Source organism: Streptomyces adelaidensis, from assembly GCF_016598475.1.
GTDB classification, from domain to species: Bacteria; Actinomycetota; Actinomycetes; order Streptomycetales; family Streptomycetaceae; genus Streptomyces; species Streptomyces adelaidensis.
Genome location: NZ_JAEMUX010000001.1, coordinates 12,201 through 33,042, shown reverse-complemented (window position 1 = coordinate 33,042; position 20,842 = coordinate 12,201). Strand labels below are relative to the sequence as shown.

Below are 20,842 nucleotides of genomic sequence, written 5' to 3'. Positions count from 1 at the left end.
GTTCCCCTCAGCCCTTCAGGCCGGATGTGGCCATGCCGTCGATCAGATAGCGCTGGAAGGCGAGGAAGAAGGCGAGCACCGGCAGCAGGGCCACCAGCGACATCGCGATCATGCCGCCGTAGTTGGCCACGCCCTCCTGGTCCACGAACATCTTCAGGCCGAGCGAGACCGTGTACTTGTCCGGCTCGTTGATGTAGATCAACGGCCCCATGAAGTCGTTCCAGGAGTTGATGAACGTGAAGATCGCACTGGTGATGAGCGCGGGCCGGCACAGCGGCAGCACGATCGACCAGTAGATCCTCAAGTGCCCGCAGCCGTCGAGCCGGGCCGCCTCGTCGAGCTCCTTGGGCAGGTTCCGCATGAACTGCACCATCAGGAAGACGAAGAACGCCTCCGTGGCCAGGTACTTCGGCAGCAGCAGCGGGGTGTACGTGTTGATCATTTCCATGTTGCGGAACAGCACGTACTGCGGGATCAGCAGCACGTGGTACGGCAACAGGAGCGTGCCGATCATCAGCGTGAAGAGCAGGTTCCGGCCCGCGAACCTGATCTTCGCGAAGGCGTACGCGGTCAGCGAGCAGGACACCAGGATCCCGATCACCGAACCGACGGCGAGGGTGAGCGAGTTGACGAAGAACGTGGAGATCGGGATGTCCGCGATGCCGTCGGCGAGGCTCGTGTAGTTCGCGATGACCGGGTCGCCCGGGAAGAGGTCCAGGCTGCCGACGACGTCCTCGCTCTTCTTGAACGAGCCGCCGACGACCCAGATCACCGGGTAGAGGATCACCGCCAGGACGAGCAGGGACCCGATGTGCCAGGCGACGGAACCGGGCAGTCTACGCCGGAAGGCACTCGTCCTCGCCGACGGGGCCGGCGTCATCTCGGTGGCCTGTGCGCTCATCAGGCACCCTCCTCGTAGTGCACCCAGCGCCTCTGGGACCAGAACAGCACCGCCGTCACCAGGGCGACCGCGACCAGCAGCAGCCAGGCCATCGCGGAGGCCAGCCCCATCCGGCTGTTCTCGAAGCCCTGGACGTAGAGATAACAGGTGTAGACCATCGAACCGTCGGCCGGACCACAGGCATTGCCTCCGGCGCCACCACCGACGATGTACGCCGAACTGAAGATCTGGAAGGAGTGGATCGTCTCCAGCAGGACGTTGAAGAAGAGGACCGGGGAGATCATCGGCAGGGTGATGTTCCAGAACCGCCGCCAGGGGCCCGCCCCGTCGACCTCGGCGGCCTCGTACAGCTCGCGCGGGACCTGCTTGAGACCGGCGAGGAAGATGACCATGGGCGCACCGAACTGCCAGACTGTGAGCGCCACCAGGCTGTAGATGATCAGGTCGGGGTCGCCGGTCCAGCCGCCCACGTCGATGCCGAAGGTCTTCTGCGTACGGTCGACGATCGCGTCGTCCGAGAAGATCGCCTTCCAGACGATCGCGATGGAGACGCTGGCCCCGATCAGTGAGGGCGCGTAGAAGGCGGCCCGGTAGAAGGCCTGTCCGCGCCGTTTCTGGGCCAGGAGCAGGGCTACGCCGAGGGCCGCGAGCAGCTTGAGCGGCGTACCGACGACGACGTACCAGAGCGTCACCCGCACCGAGTGGCGCCAGCGCTCGTCGGCGAACATCTCGGAGAAGTTGTCGAGCCCGATCCACTTGGGTGAGTCGAACAGGTTGTAGTCGGTGAAGGCGAAGTAGAGCGAGGCGACCATCGGGCCCGCTGTCAGCAGCAGGAAACCGGCGATCCACGGGGACATGAAGAGATAGCCGGCCAGGCTCTCCCGGCGGCCCCGCCGCTTGAGTGCGGCGGGGCGCGGAGGCTTGGCCGGACGGTGCCGCGGCTTGGAGTCCTTGGTCAGGTCCTCCATCGCAGGGGCGTGTGTCACGGCGGTTCCCATCAGCTGCCGAGAGCCGTCTTCGACTCGGTGAAGAACTGCTTGACGGCGTCGTCCACCGACCGCTTGCCCAGGCCGATCTCCTCGCCGATGCGCAGGAACGCGGCCTCACAGATGTCCGCGCCGTTCGGGTGCGGGGTGATGGGCTCCAGGACGCCCGACGAGACGAGGGACTCCTCGTACGCGGCGATCGCCTTGTTGACCGGGTCGGTCGGCGCGAACGCGTCGTACTGGGCCTGTGTCGCGGGCACACCCCGGTCGTAACCCATGATCTTGGCGACCTCAGGCTCGTGCACCATGAAGTCGATGAACTGTGCGACTTCTTTGGGGTGCTGGGTGCGCTTGGACGCGCTGAGCATCAGCGAGCCGAGGTACTGGCCGGTCCTCTTGCCGTCCGTGGTCGGGATGGGGGCGAGGCCGTACTCGCTCTTGCCCTCGGAGCTGTAACGGATGGTGAAGTTGTCCCAGGTGAACTCGCCGGCGGCGATCTCCCCGGAGACCGCCGACTTGGGCTTGATCTGGGTGACCTTCTTGACGTCGGCGTAGATACCCTCCTCGACCGCCTTCTCGGCCTTCGTCCACCAGGCCTTCAGATCCTCCTCGGCGAAACCGAGCCCGTCCTCGGTGAAGAACGCCTTGCCGTTCTGGCGCAGGTAGAGGTCGTAGAGGTACATGACGTTGTACGGGCCGGTGTCACCGGCACGGCCCGTCTTGTCGCGGATCTTCTTCATCGCCGCGTCGTAGTCGTCCCAGGTCCAGCCCTGCTCCGGTTTCACACCCGCCTTGGTGTAGACGGGCGTGTCGACGACCAGGGCCATCGAGTTGGAACCGACCGGAACACCGAGCAGTTTTCCGTCGATCTCGCCGAACTTCTCCAGGCCCGCTCTGAAGCCGTCCATGGAGAGGTTGCCCGCCTCGACCTGTGCGCCGAGATCGAGCAGCACATTCTTCGCGTCGTATTTGCGCAGGAATCCAATGGCATTCTGGAACACGTCCGGCGGATTTCCACCGGAGGCCTGGGTGTTGAACTTCTTCCAGAAGTCGGTGTAGGGCTGAAAGTCCGTCTTCACCTTGATCTTCGGGTACTTCTTGTGGAAAAGCTCCACGGTCTTGTTGATGCGCTCGGCCCGGTCCTCGGCGCCCCACCAGGCGTAACGGATCGTCACCGTCCCGTCCCCCGTACCACTGTCGCCGCCGCAGGCCGTGGCCGTCGCCCCGAGCCCCGCTACGGCCAGTGAGGCTCCGGCCGCCTTGAGGACCGTTCGCCTCTCAACGTTCCTGTTTTGCTGCATGGTTGAGCCTCCCCGCGACGTTGCGTCCCGCTCCATGAATCGTTTCAAGTAAGCGCTTGCTGGCACAAGGTACGGAGACCCTCAGGAGACGTCAATGATTCGGACAGGAATTGATGGAAAGCGGAGTCGCCGTTGGGCCGCCCGAGGAGGCATCCCAGGTGACACATGATCAACTGAAAGGCCAGGCCAGGGAGTTGCGATCGACGGGTCGAACGCGATGTGGCCCGCCGAGCAGGAAACAGGTGAGCCTGAAAGGAGTCAGCGGGGCGAGGCGCCGCCACAGCCCGACCGGCCCTCGGAAGCGGGACGAGCCGACCGGGCTCGAGCACCTTCGACGGAGGCGGAGAGTGCCCGACACAGCCGCACGGAAGCGGAGTTGAAGGCACCGCACCGGCCGCGCGCGTCACCGGCGGAGGGCGCCCTGCCGACCGCCGGCCCTACGGATTTCGGACGGCCCGGGCGCCTTGGGCGGCGCCTGAATACCCCCGCACATCTCCTGCCTATTCACGACGAAAACGGCCCGGCCCACGTTTCCGTGGGCCGGGCCGCAATCGATCGGTGGGCGATACTGGGTTCGAACCAGTGACCTCTTCGGTGTGAACGAAGCGCTCTCCCGCTGAGCTAATCGCCCGGGCGCAGGAAGAACATTACCCCATGTCAGGGGGTGCCTACGACCACGTCCGGAAGCCCTGATGCCGCCCTGTCGGGGATCACTGGTCCTTGATGTTCCAGGGCATCTCGAAGCCGAACTTCCAGACGTAGATACCCACGAGGACAGCCACGATCACCAGGCCGATCGTCGTGAGAATGATGTTGCGGCGCCGGACCTTGGGGTCGAGGGCCCGTTGGGTGGCCTCGGTGACCTTCCGCTTGGTCCAGCGGAGCGCCAGTTGGGCCCAGACGAATTCGGTTGCCCAGATCGCCATGCCACCGAAGATCACGACCCAGCCGGGGCCGGGCAGCGGAAGCATGATCACGCCTGCGACGACCACGGCGAGCCCGATGACGAAAACCGCCACCTGCCAGCTGACGTGCAGCATCCGCCGGGCTTTGATGAATTGCGGCGCACGGGATCCGAGCGGCGCTTCATTCTTCGCCACATCGGCCTCACTGTTCGCTACGTCTGCTTCACTCTTCGTCCCGTCGGCCGCCACAGCGGCCTCCCCCGTTCCGTCACTCCCCGTGCTCATACAGCCAAACCCTACCCGAGAGAAACCGGTCACCGGAATGGTCGTACCGGACCAAGACGGTCTCGGCCGGATGAGCTACCAAAAGCGACGCAAAACTCCCAGAGGGGTTTACAACGGCACCGTAGGTGGCATGTCGATTTCGCCGACGTGCGAATCCCCGAGCGCACACTGAGCGAAAGGCCTTGGCGCTTATGAACACCACGGTCAGCTGCGAGCTGCACCTGCGCCTCGTTGTGTCGAGCGAGTCCTCACTGCCTGTTCCCGCGGGACTGCGGTATGACACGGCCGATCCCTACGCCGTGCACGCCACCTTCCACACCGGAGCGGAGGAAACGGTCGAATGGGTGTTCGCCCGCGACCTCCTCGCCGAGGGCCTGCACCGGCCCACCGGCACCGGCGACGTCCGTGTCTGGCCGTCCCGCAGCCACGGCCAGGGCGTCGTGTGCATCGCCCTGAGCTCTCCGGAGGGCGAGGCCCTCCTCGAAGCCCCGGCGCGGGCGCTGGAGTCCTTCCTGAAGCGCACAGACGCCGCCGTGCCGCCGGGCACGGAACATCGGCACTTCGACCTCGATCAGGAGCTCTCGCACATCCTGGCCGAAAGCTAGGGCGAGGCCTCACAGAGCCGCCCGGCGCCGTCCACTCGGGGAGACGGCTCGGGCCCAGACAACCGAATACGGCTCAGGCCGACCATCGACGCCGTCCCGTGGAGCGCTCCACGGGACGGCGTCGCCGCGCTGTGACCGGCCGGGGCACCAATTCGCCCCCTGGCCCGTTCCGGTCGTGACAGGGGCGCTCCAGGCCGGTCCCGTGCCGGTCCACCGCTTCGCCGAGCCACTACGATCGGCCAGCATCGGCGGGCGCCCGCCCGACCCTCGCAGGCCAGGGAGCGAAACGTGCTGATCACCCACGACACCCGGTGCGCCCTCGACACCGTGGTGGATCTGGTGAACACCGCGCCGGAGAACGACTCGGCGACGGACGGGCTCACGGATCTCGCGTCGCTTGAGGACTTCGTACGAAACCACGAGATCAGCGACGTCGGCGTCCTGTCCGAGTTCGATCTCGCGGCGGTGCGCAAGGTCCGCGGCCGGTTCACCGAGGTCTTCGCGGCCCCCGAGGCGGGCTCGGCCGCCTCGGTCATCAACGATCTGATCGCCGCGGCGGGCACCACCCCCCGGCTCACCGACCACGACGGCTACGACTGGCATGTGCATTACTTCGCGCCGGGCGCGTCCGTCGCCGACCATCTCGCGGCCGACTGCGGCATGGCGCTCGCCTTCTTCGTCGTCGCCGGGGAGCAGGAGCGGCTGCGCCGCTGCGAGGCGCCCGACTGCCGGCGCGCCTTCGTCGACCTCTCCCGCAACCGCTCGCGCCGTTACTGCGACAGCCGCACCTGTGGCAACCGTCTGCACGTGGCCGCCTACCGGGCGCGCCGCAAGGAGGCAGCGGGCTGAGGAGGCCGCGGACCGGCGGCCGGGACGGCGGGGGCTGACGGAGCCCTCGACGGGTGACGTCAGGGGCTCCGTTTACGGCTCAGAGCATCAGCAGGTCGTGCAGTGACGCCATGAGCAGCAGGCAGCCGATCACCGCAAGGAAGATCATCAGCGGTGGCTGGGAGAGCGCGAAGAGACAACCTCGCCGCTCCTGTGGTGGGGCGGTCGTGTCGCTCTGTGTTGTGTCCAGCATCTCGCCGCGATGATGACGCAGCGGAGGCCCTCCGCGCGATCAACCCACCCGGAATGACGGAGAGTTCGCCAATATCCTCAAGGTCCGGAGCGAACGTGATCACTTCGGCGCCGCCGCCCGACCTACTGTGTCGTTTCAGTCGGCGAGGCCTCGGGCGGCCCGATGCCGGGCTCCGCCGGATCAGATGCCGTGCTTCTTGAGGATCGCCTCGATGTCGCTGAAGTCGTCCTTGCCGGTCGCGCCGGAGCCGGCCGCCCGGGGTGCGGCTGCCGGGCGGGCCCCTGGCCGTGCGCCCGGGCCCAGCGAGGGTGCCGAGGCCTCGGGGGCTATCGCCCCGGTGCGCGACGGCTCGGCCGCCTTGCGCTCCTTGCCGGTGACTCCGCGGCGGCGCTCGACCGCGCGTGTCGTCATGAACAGGAACCAGGCGGCGCCGAGCACACCGAAGCCGGCCCACGCGGTCGGGCTGAAGGCGGTGTCCGCCACCCATTCGACGACCCCGGTCATCACCAGGCCGAGGGGCACGAGGGAATAGGCGGCGATGCGAGTCGCCCTGAGGAAACGCTTCCGGTACGCCGTGATCGCGGCGATGCCCAGGCCTGCCACGGAGACGGCGGCACAGACTGTCTCGGCAATCATCCGGTCCTCCAGGCACTGCTCGGGTCGGGCGGTCTCGGTCCGTCCCTTCCATCCTGCACCGCCACCCGTCCGATATGCCATGGTCCAGGGGAGACCTCAGGGACATCTCCGGGTCGTCTCGGGGTCGCGCCGCCCGGGTGGAGCCGAGCGTCGGGCCGCCGGGGGCCGACCGATTGGGCCGGTGCGGCCCCGGCTGGGAGACTGATCCCCATGAGCGACTCCTCCCCCGTACCGTCCGCCGTCGTCCTGGACGTCTGGTGCGAACTCCAGTGCCCCGACTGCCGTAGCGCCCTCGACGACATCCGTGCGCTGCGGGCCCGCTACGGCGACCGGCTCGACGTACGGCTGCGGCACTTCCCGCTGGAGAAGCACAAGCACGCCTTCGCCGCCGCGCAGGCCGCCGAGGAGGCCGCGGAGCAGGGGCAGGCGTGGCCGTACGTCGAGGCCGTGCTCGGCCGGGTCGAGGAACTGGACCGTGCGGGAGAGCCGCTCCTGGTCGACGTGGCCCGTGAACTCGGGCTGGACGCCGAGGAGTTCGACACCGCGCTGATCGACGGCCGGCACATCCTGATCGTCGACGCCGACCAGGCCGAAGGCAAGGCGATCGGCGTGACCGGCACCCCCACCTATGTCATCGGCGGCGAGCGCCTCGACGGCGGCAAGAGCCGGGCCGGGCTGCGCGAGCGCGTCGAGGAGATCGCCGACCGGTTGCTGGCCGGGGGCGTCTGACCCCGGGGACCACTCGCGGTGGCTCTCAGATCAGCTCCTTGGTCAAATGACGGACGGTCGTCTCGTAACCGAGCGACTCGTAGAGGCATTCGGCCCGGATGTTCCCCGCGAAGACGTTGAGGCCGATGACGGATCTCCCCGCCGTCAGCGTCTGGGCCTCGGCCAGCAGCATCAGGGAGCGGCCGTGGCCCCGGCCCCGGTGTGCGGCGGCCGCCTCCACGTCGTACACGAAGGTGCCGCCGTCGGTGAGCGCCAGCCACAGGACGCCGACCCGGGTTCCCTCGTGTTCCAGGACGCTGAACAGCATGTTCTCGGTCTGGATGCCTTGGCCCAGCAGCTGGTCATGGTCGCGATCGGCCTTGGTGCGCGCCTCCGCCTCGGGCACCCCGCGATCGATCCAGTCCTGGACGTAGTCCTCCCGGCTCGCCTTCTCCCAGGGCACGAACTCGGCCTCCGTCATCGGCCGTCCCCGGCTGCCCGCGGGCAGTTCTGGCGGGGTGGAGCCGAGGGTCTTGCGCATGGTGCGGTTGCGCAGGACGTAACCGAGCGCCTGGGTGAGTCCCAGGGCGGCTTCGGCGTCGGCCGGGACGGACGTCTCGATCCGTCGGCAGCCCCAGCCGCGCGCCACCTCCTCGGCGGCGAGCGCGGCCACGGTGCCTCGTCCGCGCCGCCGGTCCGGTTCCTCGATCCGCAGGTCCCGGAGCCGGGCCACGGAGTTCCCGAAGGCGGGATGGGTGTCCAGGTGTATCGCGCCGACGGGACGGCTGTTCACGCACACCTGATAGCGGCGCGAACGCGTCCCGTCGGCGGCGTGCTGAAGCGGCTCGATCGGCCGCAGAGTGGTGGTCATCAGGGGTGTTCTACCCGCTCCGGACCGCCGATTCAGCCCAATATTCGTGGCTCTTGAGGCCCGGCTCCGGATCCGTGGTCCTCACGGGTCCTGGTCGTCCCCGGACCGCTCGTCGAAGACCCGCATCGCCTTGGCCGTCACCGGACCGGGCGTGCCCGGCAGTTCGCGGGCGTCGACGCGGTGCACGGCCTGCACGTCGCGCAGGCTCGATGTCAGGAAGACCTCGTCGGCGTGGTCCAGGACGTCCAGGGGCAGCTCGGTCTCGCGGGCGCCGGTCCACTCGACGACGAGCGCGCGGGTGATGCCCGCCAGGCAGCCGGAGGCGACCGGCGGGGTGTGGAGCTCGCCGTCGAGGACGACGAAGACGTTGGAGCCCGTGCCCTCGCAGAGCTGCCCGACCGTGTTGGCGAACAGCGCCTCGGTGGCGCCCTGTTCGTGGGCGCGGGCGAGGGCAACGACGTTCTCGGCGTACGAGGTGGTCTTGAGGCCGGTGAGGGCGCCACGCTCGTTGCGGGTCCAGGGGACGGTGATCGCGGCGGTGGAGTCGGCGCGCCGGGCGGTCCCGCCGAGGGCGACGACGAGGGTCGGGCCGTTCTCGCCGCGGTCGGAGCCGAGCGGGGAGACACCGCCGGTGTAGGTGATGCGCAGCCGGCCGAGCGCCACCGGGCCGGCGTCCAGGACGGCGGAGCAGGCGCGGCGTACCTCGTCGAGGTCGGGCTCGGGCAGACCGAGTCCGCGCGCCGAGCGGCCCAGCCGGTCGAGGTGGCGGGTCAGCGCGAACGGCCGCCCGTCGACCGTCTTCACGGTCTCGAAGACGCCGTCGCCCACGGTCAGTCCGTGGTCGAGGACGGAGACACGGGCGGAGTCGATGTCCTGCAGTCCGCCGTCGAGCCAGATCTTCACGTAAGGGTCCTCCCACTCGCCTCGTACGTCCCCGACGCTACCGCGAGCAGTCGGGCGGCCTTCAGCTCGGTCTCCAGCCACTCCGCCTCGGGGTCCGAGCCCCAGGTGATGCCCGCTCCCGTACCGAAGCGCAGCTCGCCGGCGGCCCGGTCGACCCAGAAGGTACGGATGCCGACGGCCAGCTCCGCGGTGCCCCGGCCGGCGTCGACCCAGCCGATGCCTCCGCAGTACGGGCCGCGCGGGGCGGTCTCCAGGGCGTCGATGATCCGCAGGGCGCTCGACTTGGGCGCGCCGGTGACGGAACCGGGCGGGAAGGCGGCGGCGAGCAGCTCCGGCCAGCCGGCGCCCGTACGCAGTTCGCCGCGGACGAGGGAGACGAGGTGCACCAGGCCGGGGTGCTTCTCGACGACGCACAGGTCGGGCACGGTCACGGAGCCGGTGGCGCAGACCTGGCCGATGTCGTTGCGGACCAGGTCGACGATCATCACGTTCTCGGCGTAGTCCTTCTCCAGCAGGTCCGCCTCGGTGCGTCCGGTGCCCTTGATGGGGCCCGACTCGACGACCCGGCCGTCGCGGCGCAGGAAGAGCTCGGGAGACGCGGTGGCGATCTCCACGCCGTACGCCGGAAGACGAATCGTTCCTGCGAACGGTGCCGGGTTGCCACGCGCCAGCAGCGCGGTCAGGGCGTCCACGTCGGCGTCCGGCGCGACGGGAGCCGACAGCACCCGGCAGAGGTTCGCCTGGTAGACCTCGCCCGCCGCGATGTGCTCACGGATCCGGCGCACACCCGCCACGTACGCGGCGCGGTCGAGGGACGACACCCAGTCACCGACGCCCGGCCCGTACCACTGCCCCGGCACCGGAGCGGGTGCGGCCTCGCGACGTACGTCACGGAACCGCGCGCACACCAGAGCGCCCTCGTAGTCCGAGCACACCGCCCAGAAGCCGGACGAGTCCAGGGCGGCGGCGTCGCTGGTCACATCGGTGAGACCGGTGGCGACGAGGTTGCCGAAACGGGCGAGCGGAGGGAGGTCGAGCACGCTGTCGAGTCTAGGACGGGCACCCCGCGGGCGGACCCGGCCGGGTCCTGGACCGGGCGCACCGCAGCACGCTGCACAAACGTGTTTTTGTGCTGGCCCCGGAATCCGCTAGAGTTCAACTCGTCGCCGGGCCGCGAGAGCGGACCGAAACGGCACGCGGACGTAGCTCAGTTGGTAGAGCGCAACCTTGCCAAGGTTGAGGTCGCCAGTTCGAACCTGGTCGTCCGCTCGCAGGAAGAGGGGGATCTTCCCGAACCCCCGCACTCCTGGTGGAGTGGCCGAGAGGCGAGGCAACGGCCTGCAAAGCCGTCTACACGGGTTCAAATCCCGTCTCCACCTCCAAGGACGATTAGCTCAGCGGGAGAGCGCTTCCCTGACACGGAAGAGGTCACTGGTTCAATCCCAGTATCGTCCACTGATCCGGTTCACCGGGTCCCCGCGCGATTAGCTCAGCGGGAGAGCGCTTCCCTGACACGGAAGAGGTCACTGGTTCAATCCCAGTATCGCGCACGCAAGATCGACAGCCCCGGGATCGCCCGGGTTGTGATCCCGAGGACGATTAGCTCAGCGGGAGAGCGCTTCCCTGACACGGAAGAGGTCACTGGTTCAATCCCAGTATCGTCCACACGCACCGAGCCCCCGGCCGTCTCGTACGGCCGGGGGCTTCGTCGTTCCTCGGCTCAGCTGGAGAACAGCATGTGGCCGAAGCCCCGGTTGTGGTGACCGTGCTGGCCGTGGTGACCGCCGCCGTGGTGACCGCCGTGCTGGGCACCCCAGGCGGGAGCACCGTGGCCGCCGCCCGACGGGTACTGCGGAGCGGCCGGCGGCGGCGGAACGGCCGGGCCGGCACCCCACTGGGACTCCAGACGGGTCAGTGACTCCAGCTCGCCGTAGTCGAGGAAGATCCCGCGGCATCCGCTGCACTGCTCGATCTGGACGCCATTGCGGTTGTAGGTGTGCATCGGCGCATGGCACTTCGGACACTGCATGTGCATGGTTCGGCTCAACTCCTCGCCGTTCGGTGCTGCTTCGCGTTACGCCAGGACAGACACTGTCCGGCGGCGGTCGGTTGCACCCTACTTCGGGAAAGCGGCGGCCAACTCCGGCGGGATGCCTCCCATTCGGTCACATGCGTCGATAACGGCCTGCTGCGCGTCGTCGGGGGCGCGGCCGGCCGCCGTGGACTTCGCGATGGCCAGGGCCGCGGTCTGCACGGTGAGTGAGCGGGCCGGTACGTCCAGTACGGGCCAGGGGTCGCCCTGCGCGGGGACCGCCGGGCCGCCTGCGCGTCGGTACGCGTCCAGGAAGCGGATCCACTCGTCGGGGAGGAGGAGGCCGCAGGCGTACCAGGCGGCCGGGCGGGCCAGGTCCCAGGCCGGGACGCCCACGCCGAGGTCGTCGACGTCTATCAGTCGCCAGGCGCCGGTCGTCGCCGGGTGGCGGACCAGCTGGCCGAGGTGCAGGTCGCCGTGGCAGAGGGTGGCCGGGCCGGGCATGAGGGTCTCGGCCCGGGCCCAGGCGGGGAGGGTGCGCCAGGCGCGCAGAACGGAGGCGGTGGTGGGGTGGTGGGGTGCGACGGTGCGGAGGCGGGCGATGGCCCGGGCCGCCTTGACCGGGCCGCGCATGGGCGGCAGGCCCGGGGGTGCGGGGCGCCGGTGGAGGCGGGCGAGGAGGGTGGCCGCCTCCTCCCACGGGGCGCGCTCCGGTGCCTCGGGGTCGACCGGGGTGCCGTACGGCCAGAGCGTGATGAGGCGACCGTGGAGGGGGGTCGGGGTGGAGTGGAGGGGAGCCAGGAGGATGTCCGGGTGGGCGGTGGCGACGGCCAGGCGAAGGGTCAGGGCAGTGGGGCCGGTGTCGGAGGCGTGGGCCTTGGCGACGGTGTCGGCGTGACGTACGACCGTGCCGTCCGCGCGCTCCGCGAGGACCGTGTCGGGATGGGAGCAGACGGTGGACTCGGGGTGGGACACGCTTCGCACCCTGGCCCTCAGCGCTGGAAGTACGTCGGCATCAGCGGCGGTCATGGGGTCCCCCTGCGAAGTCGTACGACGGCACCGAGCAGAGCCTACGCAGGTGGGCACGGTGGGCCGGGGCGGGGCGGGGCGGGGCGGGGCGGGGCGGGGCGGGGGGCTCGGCTCGGCGGTCACGAGGTGCCGCCGCGCCCACCCTTGCCGCCACAGCGGCACGATAGCGGGACTCACGGCATCCCGCCGCCCCCGGGCAACCAGCGGATTCAGGGCAGCGCGCTGGGCGCGGCCACGGTGGGGGAAAGAGCAACGCCCGCGCAGCTCCCCAGCTGCGCGGGCGTCTATTGCCGTCCGCCGCACCCCCGTCCCCACGGGGTTTCATGGATGGATGTCCCCGCCCGGACCGCTCTTCCGGGCCTGGGGTCGCCGCTCAGCGCCCCAGCATCACACCCACGGACGACGCTTGTGTGACCACTGCTTCCCAGCCGCCGAAGGCGTATACGAGCAGGGCCGCCAGAGGGAGGACCATCGCGGTCGCCACCAAGGGGTGGCGACGGCCCGAACGGCGATCGGCGGTGAACACCTTGCGCTCCCGTGTGCGGATCGCGGTCCGCGGTGCCGTGTGGGCCATGGTCCCTCCTCTCTGACCGTTCTTTTCGGTCTTGTCTTGTTTTGTTTTGGCAGCGGCGGGTGTCTGACCTCGGGGGACGAGTGCTGCACCCGCCGCTTGACCTCAAATCTAGGCGTGCGGCCCGTCCGGGTCGTCATGCCCTCGTACCGATTGCCGGGCCTCCCGGAGGATGAGCGATGACCTGCGACGTACTCCCCAGGGTGGAGATGAGGTCCTAGGTCTCGGGGTCTTCCCGGAGGGGACGCCCGGTCTGCCCCTTCTGCTACGAGTTCCGCTCCGAGCCGTCCTCGCGGGGCACCGGCTGCTCGACCAGTGCGAGGACCCGGTTCGCCATGAACCGGGCCGTCCGTACCACGGAGCCGATGGGGGTCCCCCCGCGCGAGCGAAGCCGAGCGTGGGGGAGGGTGACTTCGCTCACTTCCACGACCCCTCGGCGTACCACCGTCTCCACCCGGCGGCCGGCCCTGCTCGCGATCACCTCGTAGGTGCGTGTTGTGTCCCCGGCGTCCACGACTATCTCCACACCGTCACCCTTCACGGGTTCAATCCCCCTTCCCTGGTGGGTGGTTGGGATCACAGGCAGTCCAACCAGGTGCCGAGCCCCTGTTCCCTGACCACCCTTCAAGTTTCCCACCCGGCACTGACAATCGATCGGGTCGCGAGGGCGCGGCCTCTGCGCACGCCCGGCCGTGGAAACGTAAGCTGTGGCTCGTCAGACGGAACGGGCAGCGGGGATGAACATGGCGATGATGCGCCTGAGGCGCGAGGACCCGCGCGTCGTCGGCTCGTTCAGGATCCACAGACGGCTCGGCGCCGGCGGAATGGGCGTTGTCTACCTGGGCTCGGACCGGCGTGGACAGCGAGTGGCGTTGAAGGTGATCCGGCCGGATCTGGCGGAGGATCAGGAGTTCCGTTCACGGTTCGCGCGCGAGGTCTCCGCGGCGCGGCGGATCAGGGGTGGCTGCACGGCACGGCTCGTCGCTGCCGATCTGGAGGCCGACCGGCCGTGGTTCGCCACGCAGTACGTGCCGGGGCCCTCGCTGCACGACAAGGTCGCCGAGGAGGGGCCGATGCCGGCCGCCGATGTGGCCGCCGTCGGTGCCGCCCTCTCCGAGGGACTCGTGGCCGTGCACGAGGCCGGTGTCGTACACCGGGATCTGAAGCCGTCCAACATCCTGCTGTCCCCGAAGGGCCCGCGGATCATCGACTTCGGTATCGCGTGGGCGACCGGGGCCTCGACCCTGACCCATGTCGGCACGGCCGTGGGATCGCCCGGATTCCTCGCGCCCGAACAGGTGCGCGGCGCAGCCGTGACACCGGCCACGGACGTCTTCTCCCTAGGTGCCACCCTCGCCTACGCGGCGACCTCCGACTCGCCCTTCGGACACGGCAGTTCCGAGGTCATGCTGTACCGGGTGGTGCATGAGGAGCCGCAGCTGCGCGGGGTGCCCGACGCGCTGGCTCCGCTGGTTCGCGCCTGTCTGGCGAAGGACCCGCAGGAACGGCCCACCACGCTTCAACTGTCGTTGCGGCTCAAGGAGATCGCGGCCCGGGAGGCGCAGGGGCCGACGGATGTCCGGCCGCCCGCGCAGCGCACCGATCCGGACCGGCCCTCGGGACGGCTCGCGGAACAGTACGTCGAGCAGCGCACGCTCCGGCAGCCGCAGGACACGCGCGGGTCGCAGCAGGGCAAGCCCGGCGGGCCGGGTACGCCGCCGCCCCGGACCGGGGGCGGTTCCCGTACGGGCGGGGGCGGTGCACGGACCGGTGGCGGCTCGCGGCCCGGCGGGCGGTCGGCGCCGGCTCGCAACACCACCCGCTCCGGCAAGCGGCCCGCGCCCCGCAGTGGTGCCGGCCGTCCGACCCGGACCAACGGGACCGGGCGGCGGCCCGCCAACCCCCGGCTGCTGCGTCAGCGGCTCGTGGTGTTCGTCGTGGTGACGCTCCTGGCCGCGCTGGGCATCGCGGCGGCGCAGGGCTGCCAGGGTCCGCCGCGAGGGCTCGGCGGTGCGGGCGTACAACAGGACGGCGTGCAGCGGGACGTACGGCAAGACGTACGTCAGGAGCAGCGGGTCGCGCCTGCTGTCGAGGACTGACGCGGGCTGATCCGGCGGCGGGACCGCCGGATCAGATCAGTGCGTCATGACTCGACATGACTTGTCATGACTGTGGGCGGCCCGTCGCCACCGCGTAGAAGGCCACGGCCGCCGCCGCGCCCACGTTGAGGGAGTCGACGCCGTGGGCCATGGGGATGCGGACCCATTCGTCGGCCGACATGAGTGCCTTGGTGGACAGCCCGTCGCCCTCGGCGCCGAGCATGAGGGCGACGCGGTCCATCCGGTGCGGGGCGGCCTCGTCGAGGGACCGGGCCTTCTCGTCCGGGGTGAGCGCGAGCAGGGTGAACCCGGCGTCGCGGACCGCGTCGAGCCCCTTCGGCCAGGTCTCCAGGCGGGCGTACGGCACGGAGAAGACCGCGCCCATGGAGACCTTGACGCTGCGGCGGTAGAGCGGGTCGGCGCAGTCCGGGGAGAGTAGGACCGCGTCCATGCCGAGGGCGGCGGCCGAGCGGAAGATCGCGCCGCTCGTCTTCCGTCTTCCGGTCTACGACGGAGAGCGAGCAGGTAGCCCCTGCCCGTCTCGCCCGGTGATGTTCTTCGCGGTCCTGCAAGAAGGCCGGTTCGGTGCAACGCCGGACGGCCCCTGGCAGGCGGCACTCGGTCCGCCCGCGTCGGGCCGCCGTCTCAACGCGGCAGGTAGCGGCCCTTGCCGCGCAGCCGGCCGCGGCAGTGATTTTGCGCAGCTCGCCACGCACCGGCTCCACCCTCGCCGGGGCGGCGTCCCGTCCCGGCGAGACGGTCAGTTGGAGGAGAAGCGCAGGATCAGACGCTCGTTGACGTCGTCGATCAAGAAAGGCGTAGTGGGGTATGGCCCGTATACATGCTCGGGGGCGGAGTCTTCGACCGGGCTGTCTCCCTGTCCTGCCGTGCACACCGGGTATGCGGTGCCGGGGCCGCCCGCGAGGATCTTCTGGCAGGTGATCTCGTGGCGCCAGCAGTCGCCGAGGTCGTAGGTGTAGCTCAGGGAGCTGCCCTTCCGGGGAAACACGTCGGCGAGCAGGACGGCGTCCTCGTCCACGGCGTCCAGGTCGCACCAGGCGGGGGCGTAGGTGCGGCGACCGGGCCCTTGGAAGAGATGCAGGTGGTCGTCGTCCCACTCCAGGACGGTGCGGATGACCTCGTGCAGATCGCCGAGGGTGAGGGTGGGTCGTACCAGGACGCGGCGCCATGCTCCGTAGCCGGTCAGGGAGATCTTGAGCTGGTACACGCTGGGCTGTGACTGCTCGGCACCGCTGCGCGTCAGGTGGTCGGCGAGGGCCGCGGCGTCCGGGTGACCGCTGGTGCGGACAGCGGTCAGGCGCTCGGGCCCGTCGGCTCCCGGCAGATCGTGGAACTGTTCGAGCACGCGCGCCGTGTCGTCGCCGAGCCAGGCCGCGGCACAATCGTCGACGGCCAGCCAGAGCAGGTCCTGCGAGCCGAGGTTCCGTTCGGTGGGGTCGTCGTGCCACAGGATCCGGCGGGCGGGCGGACCGAGGACCGCGTGTGTGGCGGCCCGGTGCCACGGTTCGTCGGAATGCACGGGGAGGCCGGCGGCGAGTTCGAGGGCAAGTCTGCGCCGCAGGGTGCCCGCCCGGTCGGCTTCGGCGAGCAGTGCGCGGAGTGCGGCATCCGGACCCTGGAGCTCGGTCCATGACCAGATCACCGGGTAAGGGTCGAGGGGCGGGCGGCGCTCAAGCTCCGCCAGCAGGTCGGCGGCGCTCATCCGTGGTTCGATCCGCGCCGGGCGCAGCCGCTCCAGCGCCCAGATGCCGAGCGGGGTGAGACCTCGATCGTCATCGACCGCCCCGGCGTCGACGAGGACGGTGCGGAGGTGGTCGAACTCGTGCTCTTCCAGAGTCCGGAGGAAGGAACAACCGTAGGGCAACCGCCACTGGTCGGTGTGTGCCATCTCGAGGATGCGGGCGCTCACGTCGCCCGCGTCCCGCGTGCCGCCGGCAGTGGAGAAGGCGGACAGAAGGACGGCGAGGCAAGTGGCGCGCTCGTCGTCGACCGGCCGGTCGGTTCCCGCACCGAAGGGGACGGCCGCCGACAGAGCGTCGAGCCAGCGTGGCAGGACGGTCTCCGACGGCAGCTTCGCCCAGTCCGCTTCTGCTGCCGCACCATGGCCCCGCCCGCCGTCGGTCGTGACGAACCCGCCTGCGCGGGCGAAGCGCCACACTGCGGCGAGCTCGGGAATGTCTGCGGCCCGGCGTACCCGGCGCGGGGCGGGCACACCCAGGGTGGCGGCGGCTTCGGGAGCGTCCGAGGGTTTTGGCATGCCCGCCGGGGTGACGGCCCGTCCCGGGCCGAGCCAGGCGGCGAGCGTGCGTGCGCTCGTGACGAGTCGACAGGACCGGGCCACGTCGGCGAGTGCCGCCGTCGTGCGGAGCTGGGCGTTCATCATGGCACCCTATCCGGGCGTCCGGTCGCTGGTGTCCGACGGCCTCTCAGACCGTGCCGAGGGCCGCGGTCAGCCATGCCAGGTCTGCGGCGGCCTTGGCCCGCACGTTCGCCGGGCCCGTGAAGAGCTTGTCGGTCTTGGCCAGCACCAGGGTGTAGGGGCGCCCCTGCCGACGGGTCTGGTGCCGTACCGGCAGCTCTGCCGCGTCGATCCGGGAGTGGATGTGGCGACGCCCGTCCTTCGCCAGCGGCCACTCATGGACCCGCTGCGTCCGCGAGCCGAGAAATGCTCCCAGCCGGTCGCAGAGGGCGCATCCGCACCCGGTCCACGAGATCGACCAGTCGTCTGCACCGCGCGGCGGCGTAGCGGCGATCCGGCCGAGCCGCTGTGCGCAGTCCCGGGCGAGCGGCCCGAGCCCCGCCGTCCCCCGCGCGTGTGCCAGGCGCAGCGCCGGCATCAGGCACTCCAGGACGGTGTCCGCGTATGCGCGCAGTGTTTCCGTGATCCCGTCGCGGAGGTTGTCGTCGACCGCTTCCAGGAGCCGCGCCAGGGGTGTACTCAGGTTCTCCAGCTGTGCCCGGCGGATGTCGCTCTGCGCGATGTTGCTCCACTGCACGAACTCACCAGCCAGCCAGCGCCACACGTCGGATGCCAGGAGCCGCGCCACCTCCGGGCTGCCAGCGGTACACAGCGCTCCGTGCAGCCCGGGCAGTGTGCTGCCGACCCACTCGGACAGACCGGTCCGGTGGTGGTGCCGCTCCGATCCGAACCAGCCGCCGATGACGCTCCGCGTCCAGTCCTCGCCGTACAGCCCGGCCACCGCCGCCAGCCCGTCCGCGTGCTCCCGCGCGAGCAGCCCGGCATGGAACGGCTCCAACAACATCGCGGCCGTCCCGGCCGCGTTCACGGCCTCCGCCGCGTCCAGGGCCTCGGTGAGCAGGCCCGCCTCCGCCTCCAGCTGTCCCCAGAACGGTGCGAGGGACTCCGCCGCGCTCCGCGCGCCCGCCAGATCTCCCGCGTCGACGCGGGAGCGGATTTCGCGCAGGGCCCACCCGGACCCGGCCTCGGCCCGCGCCGCGAACGCCCTCTCACGCGGCCACACCACGACCGCTGCCCGCCGGTACCACCGGTCCAGCGTGTTGCCGTAGTTGCCCATGTAGCCCTCGTACTCGGACTGGTAAGGCGTCAGACTCGCGTTCGGGGTGGCGGCACACACCTCGTAGTCGTGAACCTGCAGCGAGACCGGTTCACCGCCGGTTCCGTCCTGGCCGGTCCACCAGTCGAGGGTGATCTCGTCGTCGATCAGCTCGTTGAGCTGGTAGTCCTCACGAGCCTCGTCCGCCGCGTCGAACCTGTCCGCCTCGTCCTCGTCCTCGTCCTCGTAGTAATCGTTGTAGTCGTTCCACGGGTCGTCGCCGTCGGGCAGGGCGTCCCAAGTCTCCTTCACCTCGGCGAGCGCCAGCACCGTCTCGCATCCGGCCCGCTCCGCCGCAGCGCGCAGCAACGCGGCCCGCTCCACGTCGGCGCCCTTGAGCCGGTTCCAGTCCAGGCCCCGTTGGGTGTACTCGTGGTCGAGCAGGAAGACCAGCCGGTTCGGCGGGGCGAGGTCGGGGCCTCCGTAGCGCGGGGTAGCCGGCGTGCTGAAGTGCTCGGTGAGGCAACGTGCCGACTCGATGGCGGGGCCGACCTCCGTGGCCGGGGGAGCGGCGTCGGCGAGCAGGTTGAAGGTGAGCGTGTGACGGTACCCGGACGTGACCGGCGTCACCTCGTGGCGGCAGTCGGCGTAGAAGGCGACGAAGGTCAGTTCGTCCTTCGAGGCACGGTAGGCGGCGCTTGCCCCGGCATGTTCGATGATCAGTTCCCCGCCGGTGTGCGCCGAGGGCAGGGACACCACCAAGGTGCCTACCATCGCGTCGTCCTTCTCCGAGTCCTGGTGAGGGAGGAAGAACTGCCCCTTGCCGTAGATCAGCATCGAGTGCGGTTCGGCACGCAGACGAGACCCGCGCGGCAGCGCGAGTTCGGCACGGAAGTACTCGAGGGCGTTGCCGAGGAGCGTCGGCCAGCTGGGCCCGTCCAGGGTGAACTGGTCCGGGGTCAGCTCCCAGGTGTCCCGGACACTCGCGTCGGCCAGCGTCTCCTCGCCCCGCCCGAACTTCGCCGGCCGCGCCACCGCGATCAGCTTCTTCGCCACAGGCGCGCGCAGCGGAAGTCGCACCGGCCCGACACCGGACACCTCGAGCCCGATGAGGCCGGCCGGCGCCGACAGTCGGGCGCTGAACGAGCCGACGGGTCCAGTGCCGCCCAGCAGTCGCGCCAACTGTTCCCTCGCGCTCTTCGCCATGTGTGCCCGCTCGCCCTTCTCGTAACCTCGCGTGAGCTCCAACCGTATCCGGGGTGCCTCGGCCCGCGGTCCGCATCGAGCAATCGTCCGGGGGCGCTTCCAGGCGGTGAGGTGAGGGTGCCTGCCGTGGCGTCGCGACGCCACGGGGCAACTCCATACAGGGTCTAGCCAGTTCAGGCACCTGCCCGGATACTCACGCCGAGGCGCTGTCGGCCAGCCGGCCGACAGCGCGAGCCGTAGCCTGCGAACGCCAGCGATCTCTTGAAACGCGTTCCGCAGCGTCGCGGCTCAGAGCCTCGTCGCGTAGAAGGCCACGGCGGACGCTGCGGCGACGTTGAGGGAGTCCACTCCTGCGGCCATCGGGATCCGAACCCATTCATCGGCCGCGCGCAGGGCGTCGACCGACAGTCCGTCGCCTTCGGTACCGAGCATGAGTACCAGCTTCTCGTACCGGCGGGCGGCCAGTTCGTCAATCGGGATCGACTTCTCGTTGAGGCACAGGGCAGCCGTCACGAAGCCGTGCTTGCGGAAGATCTCGACATCCTTCGGCCAAGAGGTCAGCCGGGTCCAGGGAACGTGGAAGACAGCGCCCATCGACACCTTCACGGCCCGCCGGTAGAGAGGGTCGGCGCAACGTGGCGTGAGGAAGACGGCGTCCACGCCCAGAGCGGCCGCGTTACGGAAGGCGGCCCCGAGATTCGCGTGATCAACTATGTCCTCGAAGATGGCAACGCGCCGACCTCCACCTCTTTGTAGACCCAAAGGCAACATGGCGCCGATGTTGGTGTGGTCGTTGACCGACTCCATGACCACGACGCGGCGGGCGGCCCCCAGGAGCTGGTCCGCCGCCGCCAGTGGCCTGCGCTGCATGGAGGCGAGGGCGCCCCGGTGCACGTGGTAGCCGGTGACCTGTTCGGCGAGCTCCGGGCTGACCGCGTAGACGGGGGCCGGGAGCTCGTCGATGACGTCGCGCATGACGTCGACCCACTTGGCGGAGAGCAGCATCGAGCGCATCTCGTAGCCGGCTTCCTTGGCCCGTCTGATCACCTTTTCGCCCTCGGCGATGAACAGGCCCTCGGCGGGCTCGCGCCTGCGGCGCAGCTCCACATCGGTCAGGCCGGTGTAGTCGCGCAGGCGCGGGTCGTCGGGGTCCTCAACGGTGATGAGATCGGCCACAGGGGTGATAC

General features: G+C 70.0%; 20 protein-coding genes, 6 tRNA genes and 1 pseudogene. 9 read left to right on the top strand and 18 right to left on the bottom strand.

What is annotated here, in order from left to right; translation table 11 throughout:
• Positions 1 to 7 precede the first annotated feature (7 nt).
• The 5 genes from I8N67_RS00185 to I8N67_RS00165 form a co-directional block, all read right to left on the bottom strand.
• Positions 8 to 901, bottom strand: a complete 894-nt coding sequence (locus I8N67_RS00185) for a carbohydrate ABC transporter permease (RefSeq protein WP_200300470.1) — start codon at positions 899 to 901, stop codon at positions 8 to 10.
• On the bottom strand, positions 901 to 1,899 hold the full coding sequence (locus I8N67_RS00180; RefSeq protein WP_200300469.1) for a carbohydrate ABC transporter permease: 999 nt from the start codon (positions 1,897 to 1,899) through the stop codon (positions 901 to 903). The genes I8N67_RS00185 and I8N67_RS00180 overlap by 1 nt, the downstream gene beginning before the upstream one ends.
• Positions 1,899 to 3,188, bottom strand: coding sequence for an ABC transporter substrate-binding protein (locus I8N67_RS00175; RefSeq protein ID WP_200300468.1), 1,290 nt, complete (start codon positions 3,186 to 3,188; stop codon positions 1,899 to 1,901). Before I8N67_RS00175 ends, I8N67_RS00180 begins: the two co-directional genes overlap by 1 nt.
• A gap of 559 nt (positions 3,189 to 3,747) precedes the next feature.
• Positions 3,748 to 3,819 (bottom strand) — tRNA-Val (locus tag I8N67_RS00170).
• A 79-nt stretch (positions 3,820 to 3,898) separates the two neighbouring features.
• Entirely contained in the window at positions 3,899 to 4,378 is a 480-nt protein-coding gene (locus I8N67_RS00165) for a TIGR02611 family protein (protein ID WP_200300467.1), read from the bottom strand.
• Between the two features lie 191 nt (positions 4,379 to 4,569).
• On the opposite strand from I8N67_RS00165, the gene I8N67_RS00160 reads away from it, so the two are divergent.
• Both I8N67_RS00160 and I8N67_RS00155 read left to right on the top strand, forming a co-directional pair.
• Positions 4,570 to 4,983, top strand: coding sequence for an SsgA family sporulation/cell division regulator (locus I8N67_RS00160; RefSeq protein WP_004002642.1), 414 nt, complete (start codon positions 4,570 to 4,572; stop codon positions 4,981 to 4,983).
• Between the two features lie 288 nt (positions 4,984 to 5,271).
• Positions 5,272 to 5,832 carry a CGNR zinc finger domain-containing protein gene (locus tag I8N67_RS00155; protein ID WP_200300466.1) on the top strand — a complete coding sequence of 187 codons (561 nt, stop codon included), beginning with the start codon at positions 5,272 to 5,274 and terminating at the stop codon, positions 5,830 to 5,832.
• A gap of 79 nt (positions 5,833 to 5,911) precedes the next feature.
• Here I8N67_RS00155 and I8N67_RS00150 read toward each other — a convergent pair whose 3' ends face one another.
• Together I8N67_RS00150 and I8N67_RS00145 are read right to left on the bottom strand one after the other, a co-directional pair.
• Positions 5,912 to 6,064 (bottom strand): hypothetical protein, encoded by a 153-nt coding sequence (locus I8N67_RS00150; protein WP_200300465.1) that lies wholly within the window; start codon positions 6,062 to 6,064, stop codon positions 5,912 to 5,914.
• A 180-nt stretch (positions 6,065 to 6,244) separates the two neighbouring features.
• Entirely contained in the window at positions 6,245 to 6,700 is a 456-nt protein-coding gene (locus tag I8N67_RS00145) for a hypothetical protein (RefSeq protein WP_200300464.1), read from the bottom strand.
• 210 nt (positions 6,701 to 6,910) lie between these two features.
• Here I8N67_RS00145 and I8N67_RS00140 point away from each other — a divergent pair, with 210 nt between their 5' ends.
• Positions 6,911 to 7,429, top strand: a complete 519-nt coding sequence (locus I8N67_RS00140) for a DsbA family protein (RefSeq protein WP_200300463.1) — start codon at positions 6,911 to 6,913, stop codon at positions 7,427 to 7,429.
• A 25-nt stretch (positions 7,430 to 7,454) separates the two neighbouring features.
• Here I8N67_RS00140 and I8N67_RS00135 read toward each other — a convergent pair whose 3' ends face one another.
• The 3 genes from I8N67_RS00135 to I8N67_RS00125 form a co-directional block, all read right to left on the bottom strand.
• Positions 7,455 to 8,279: a GNAT family N-acetyltransferase gene (locus I8N67_RS00135; protein WP_200300462.1), complete on the bottom strand. Its 825-nt coding sequence runs from the start codon at positions 8,277 to 8,279 to the stop codon at positions 7,455 to 7,457.
• Between the two features lie 81 nt (positions 8,280 to 8,360).
• Positions 8,361 to 9,182, bottom strand: a complete 822-nt coding sequence (locus I8N67_RS00130; RefSeq protein WP_200300461.1) for an aminotransferase class IV — start codon at positions 9,180 to 9,182, stop codon at positions 8,361 to 8,363.
• Positions 9,179 to 10,222 carry a chorismate-binding protein gene (locus I8N67_RS00125; RefSeq protein WP_200300460.1) on the bottom strand — a complete coding sequence of 348 codons (1,044 nt, stop codon included), beginning with the start codon at positions 10,220 to 10,222 and terminating at the stop codon, positions 9,179 to 9,181. Before I8N67_RS00125 ends, I8N67_RS00130 begins: the two co-directional genes overlap by 4 nt.
• A gap of 156 nt (positions 10,223 to 10,378) precedes the next feature.
• On the opposite strand from I8N67_RS00125, the gene I8N67_RS00120 reads away from it, so the two are divergent.
• From I8N67_RS00120 to I8N67_RS00100, 5 genes are all read left to right on the top strand, one after another.
• Positions 10,379 to 10,451 (top strand) — tRNA-Gly (locus tag I8N67_RS00120).
• A gap of 39 nt (positions 10,452 to 10,490) precedes the next feature.
• Positions 10,491 to 10,564, top strand: a tRNA-Cys gene (locus I8N67_RS00115).
• Position 10,565: 1 nt separating this feature from the next.
• Positions 10,566 to 10,637, top strand: a tRNA-Val gene (locus tag I8N67_RS00110).
• A 23-nt stretch (positions 10,638 to 10,660) separates the two neighbouring features.
• Positions 10,661 to 10,732: transfer RNA gene (locus I8N67_RS00105), tRNA-Val, on the top strand.
• A 43-nt stretch (positions 10,733 to 10,775) separates the two neighbouring features.
• Positions 10,776 to 10,847: transfer RNA gene (locus tag I8N67_RS00100), tRNA-Val, on the top strand.
• A 55-nt stretch (positions 10,848 to 10,902) separates the two neighbouring features.
• Here I8N67_RS00100 and I8N67_RS00095 read toward each other — a convergent pair.
• From I8N67_RS00095 to I8N67_RS00080, 4 genes are all read right to left on the bottom strand, one after another.
• Positions 10,903 to 11,211 (bottom strand): TFIIB-type zinc ribbon-containing protein, encoded by a 309-nt coding sequence (locus tag I8N67_RS00095; protein ID WP_200300609.1) that lies wholly within the window; start codon positions 11,209 to 11,211, stop codon positions 10,903 to 10,905.
• A gap of 87 nt (positions 11,212 to 11,298) precedes the next feature.
• Positions 11,299 to 12,243, bottom strand: coding sequence for a phosphotransferase family protein (locus I8N67_RS00090; RefSeq protein WP_200300459.1), 945 nt, complete (start codon positions 12,241 to 12,243; stop codon positions 11,299 to 11,301).
• A 373-nt stretch (positions 12,244 to 12,616) separates the two neighbouring features.
• Positions 12,617 to 12,817 carry a hypothetical protein gene (locus tag I8N67_RS00085; protein ID WP_200300458.1) on the bottom strand — a complete coding sequence of 67 codons (201 nt, stop codon included), beginning with the start codon at positions 12,815 to 12,817 and terminating at the stop codon, positions 12,617 to 12,619.
• Between the two features lie 262 nt (positions 12,818 to 13,079).
• Entirely contained in the window at positions 13,080 to 13,355 is a 276-nt protein-coding gene (locus tag I8N67_RS00080; RefSeq protein WP_200300457.1) for a DUF8836 family protein, read from the bottom strand.
• 196 nt (positions 13,356 to 13,551) lie between these two features.
• Between I8N67_RS00080 and I8N67_RS00075 the strand changes: the two genes are divergently transcribed.
• Positions 13,552 to 14,913, top strand: coding sequence for a serine/threonine-protein kinase (locus I8N67_RS00075; RefSeq protein WP_200300608.1), 1,362 nt, complete (start codon positions 13,552 to 13,554; stop codon positions 14,911 to 14,913).
• Between the two features lie 64 nt (positions 14,914 to 14,977).
• On the opposite strand, the pseudogene I8N67_RS00070 reads toward I8N67_RS00075, so the two are convergent.
• The 4 genes and pseudogenes from I8N67_RS00070 to I8N67_RS00055 all read right to left on the bottom strand — a co-directional run.
• Positions 14,978 to 15,397: pseudogene (locus I8N67_RS00070) on the bottom strand (TrmH family RNA methyltransferase); the annotation flags it as partial.
• Between the two features lie 276 nt (positions 15,398 to 15,673).
• Positions 15,674 to 17,314 (bottom strand): plasmid pRiA4b ORF-3 family protein, encoded by a 1,641-nt coding sequence (locus tag I8N67_RS00065; protein WP_200300456.1) that lies wholly within the window; start codon positions 17,312 to 17,314, stop codon positions 15,674 to 15,676.
• 46 nt (positions 17,315 to 17,360) lie between these two features.
• Positions 17,361 to 19,697, bottom strand: coding sequence for a 2OG-Fe(II) oxygenase (locus I8N67_RS00060; protein WP_234044630.1), 2,337 nt, complete (start codon positions 19,695 to 19,697; stop codon positions 17,361 to 17,363).
• A gap of 246 nt (positions 19,698 to 19,943) precedes the next feature.
• Complete coding sequence (locus tag I8N67_RS00055; protein ID WP_200300455.1) at positions 19,944 to 20,831, bottom strand: TrmH family RNA methyltransferase; 888 nt, start codon at positions 20,829 to 20,831, stop codon at positions 19,944 to 19,946.
• Positions 20,832 to 20,842 lie beyond the last annotated feature (11 nt).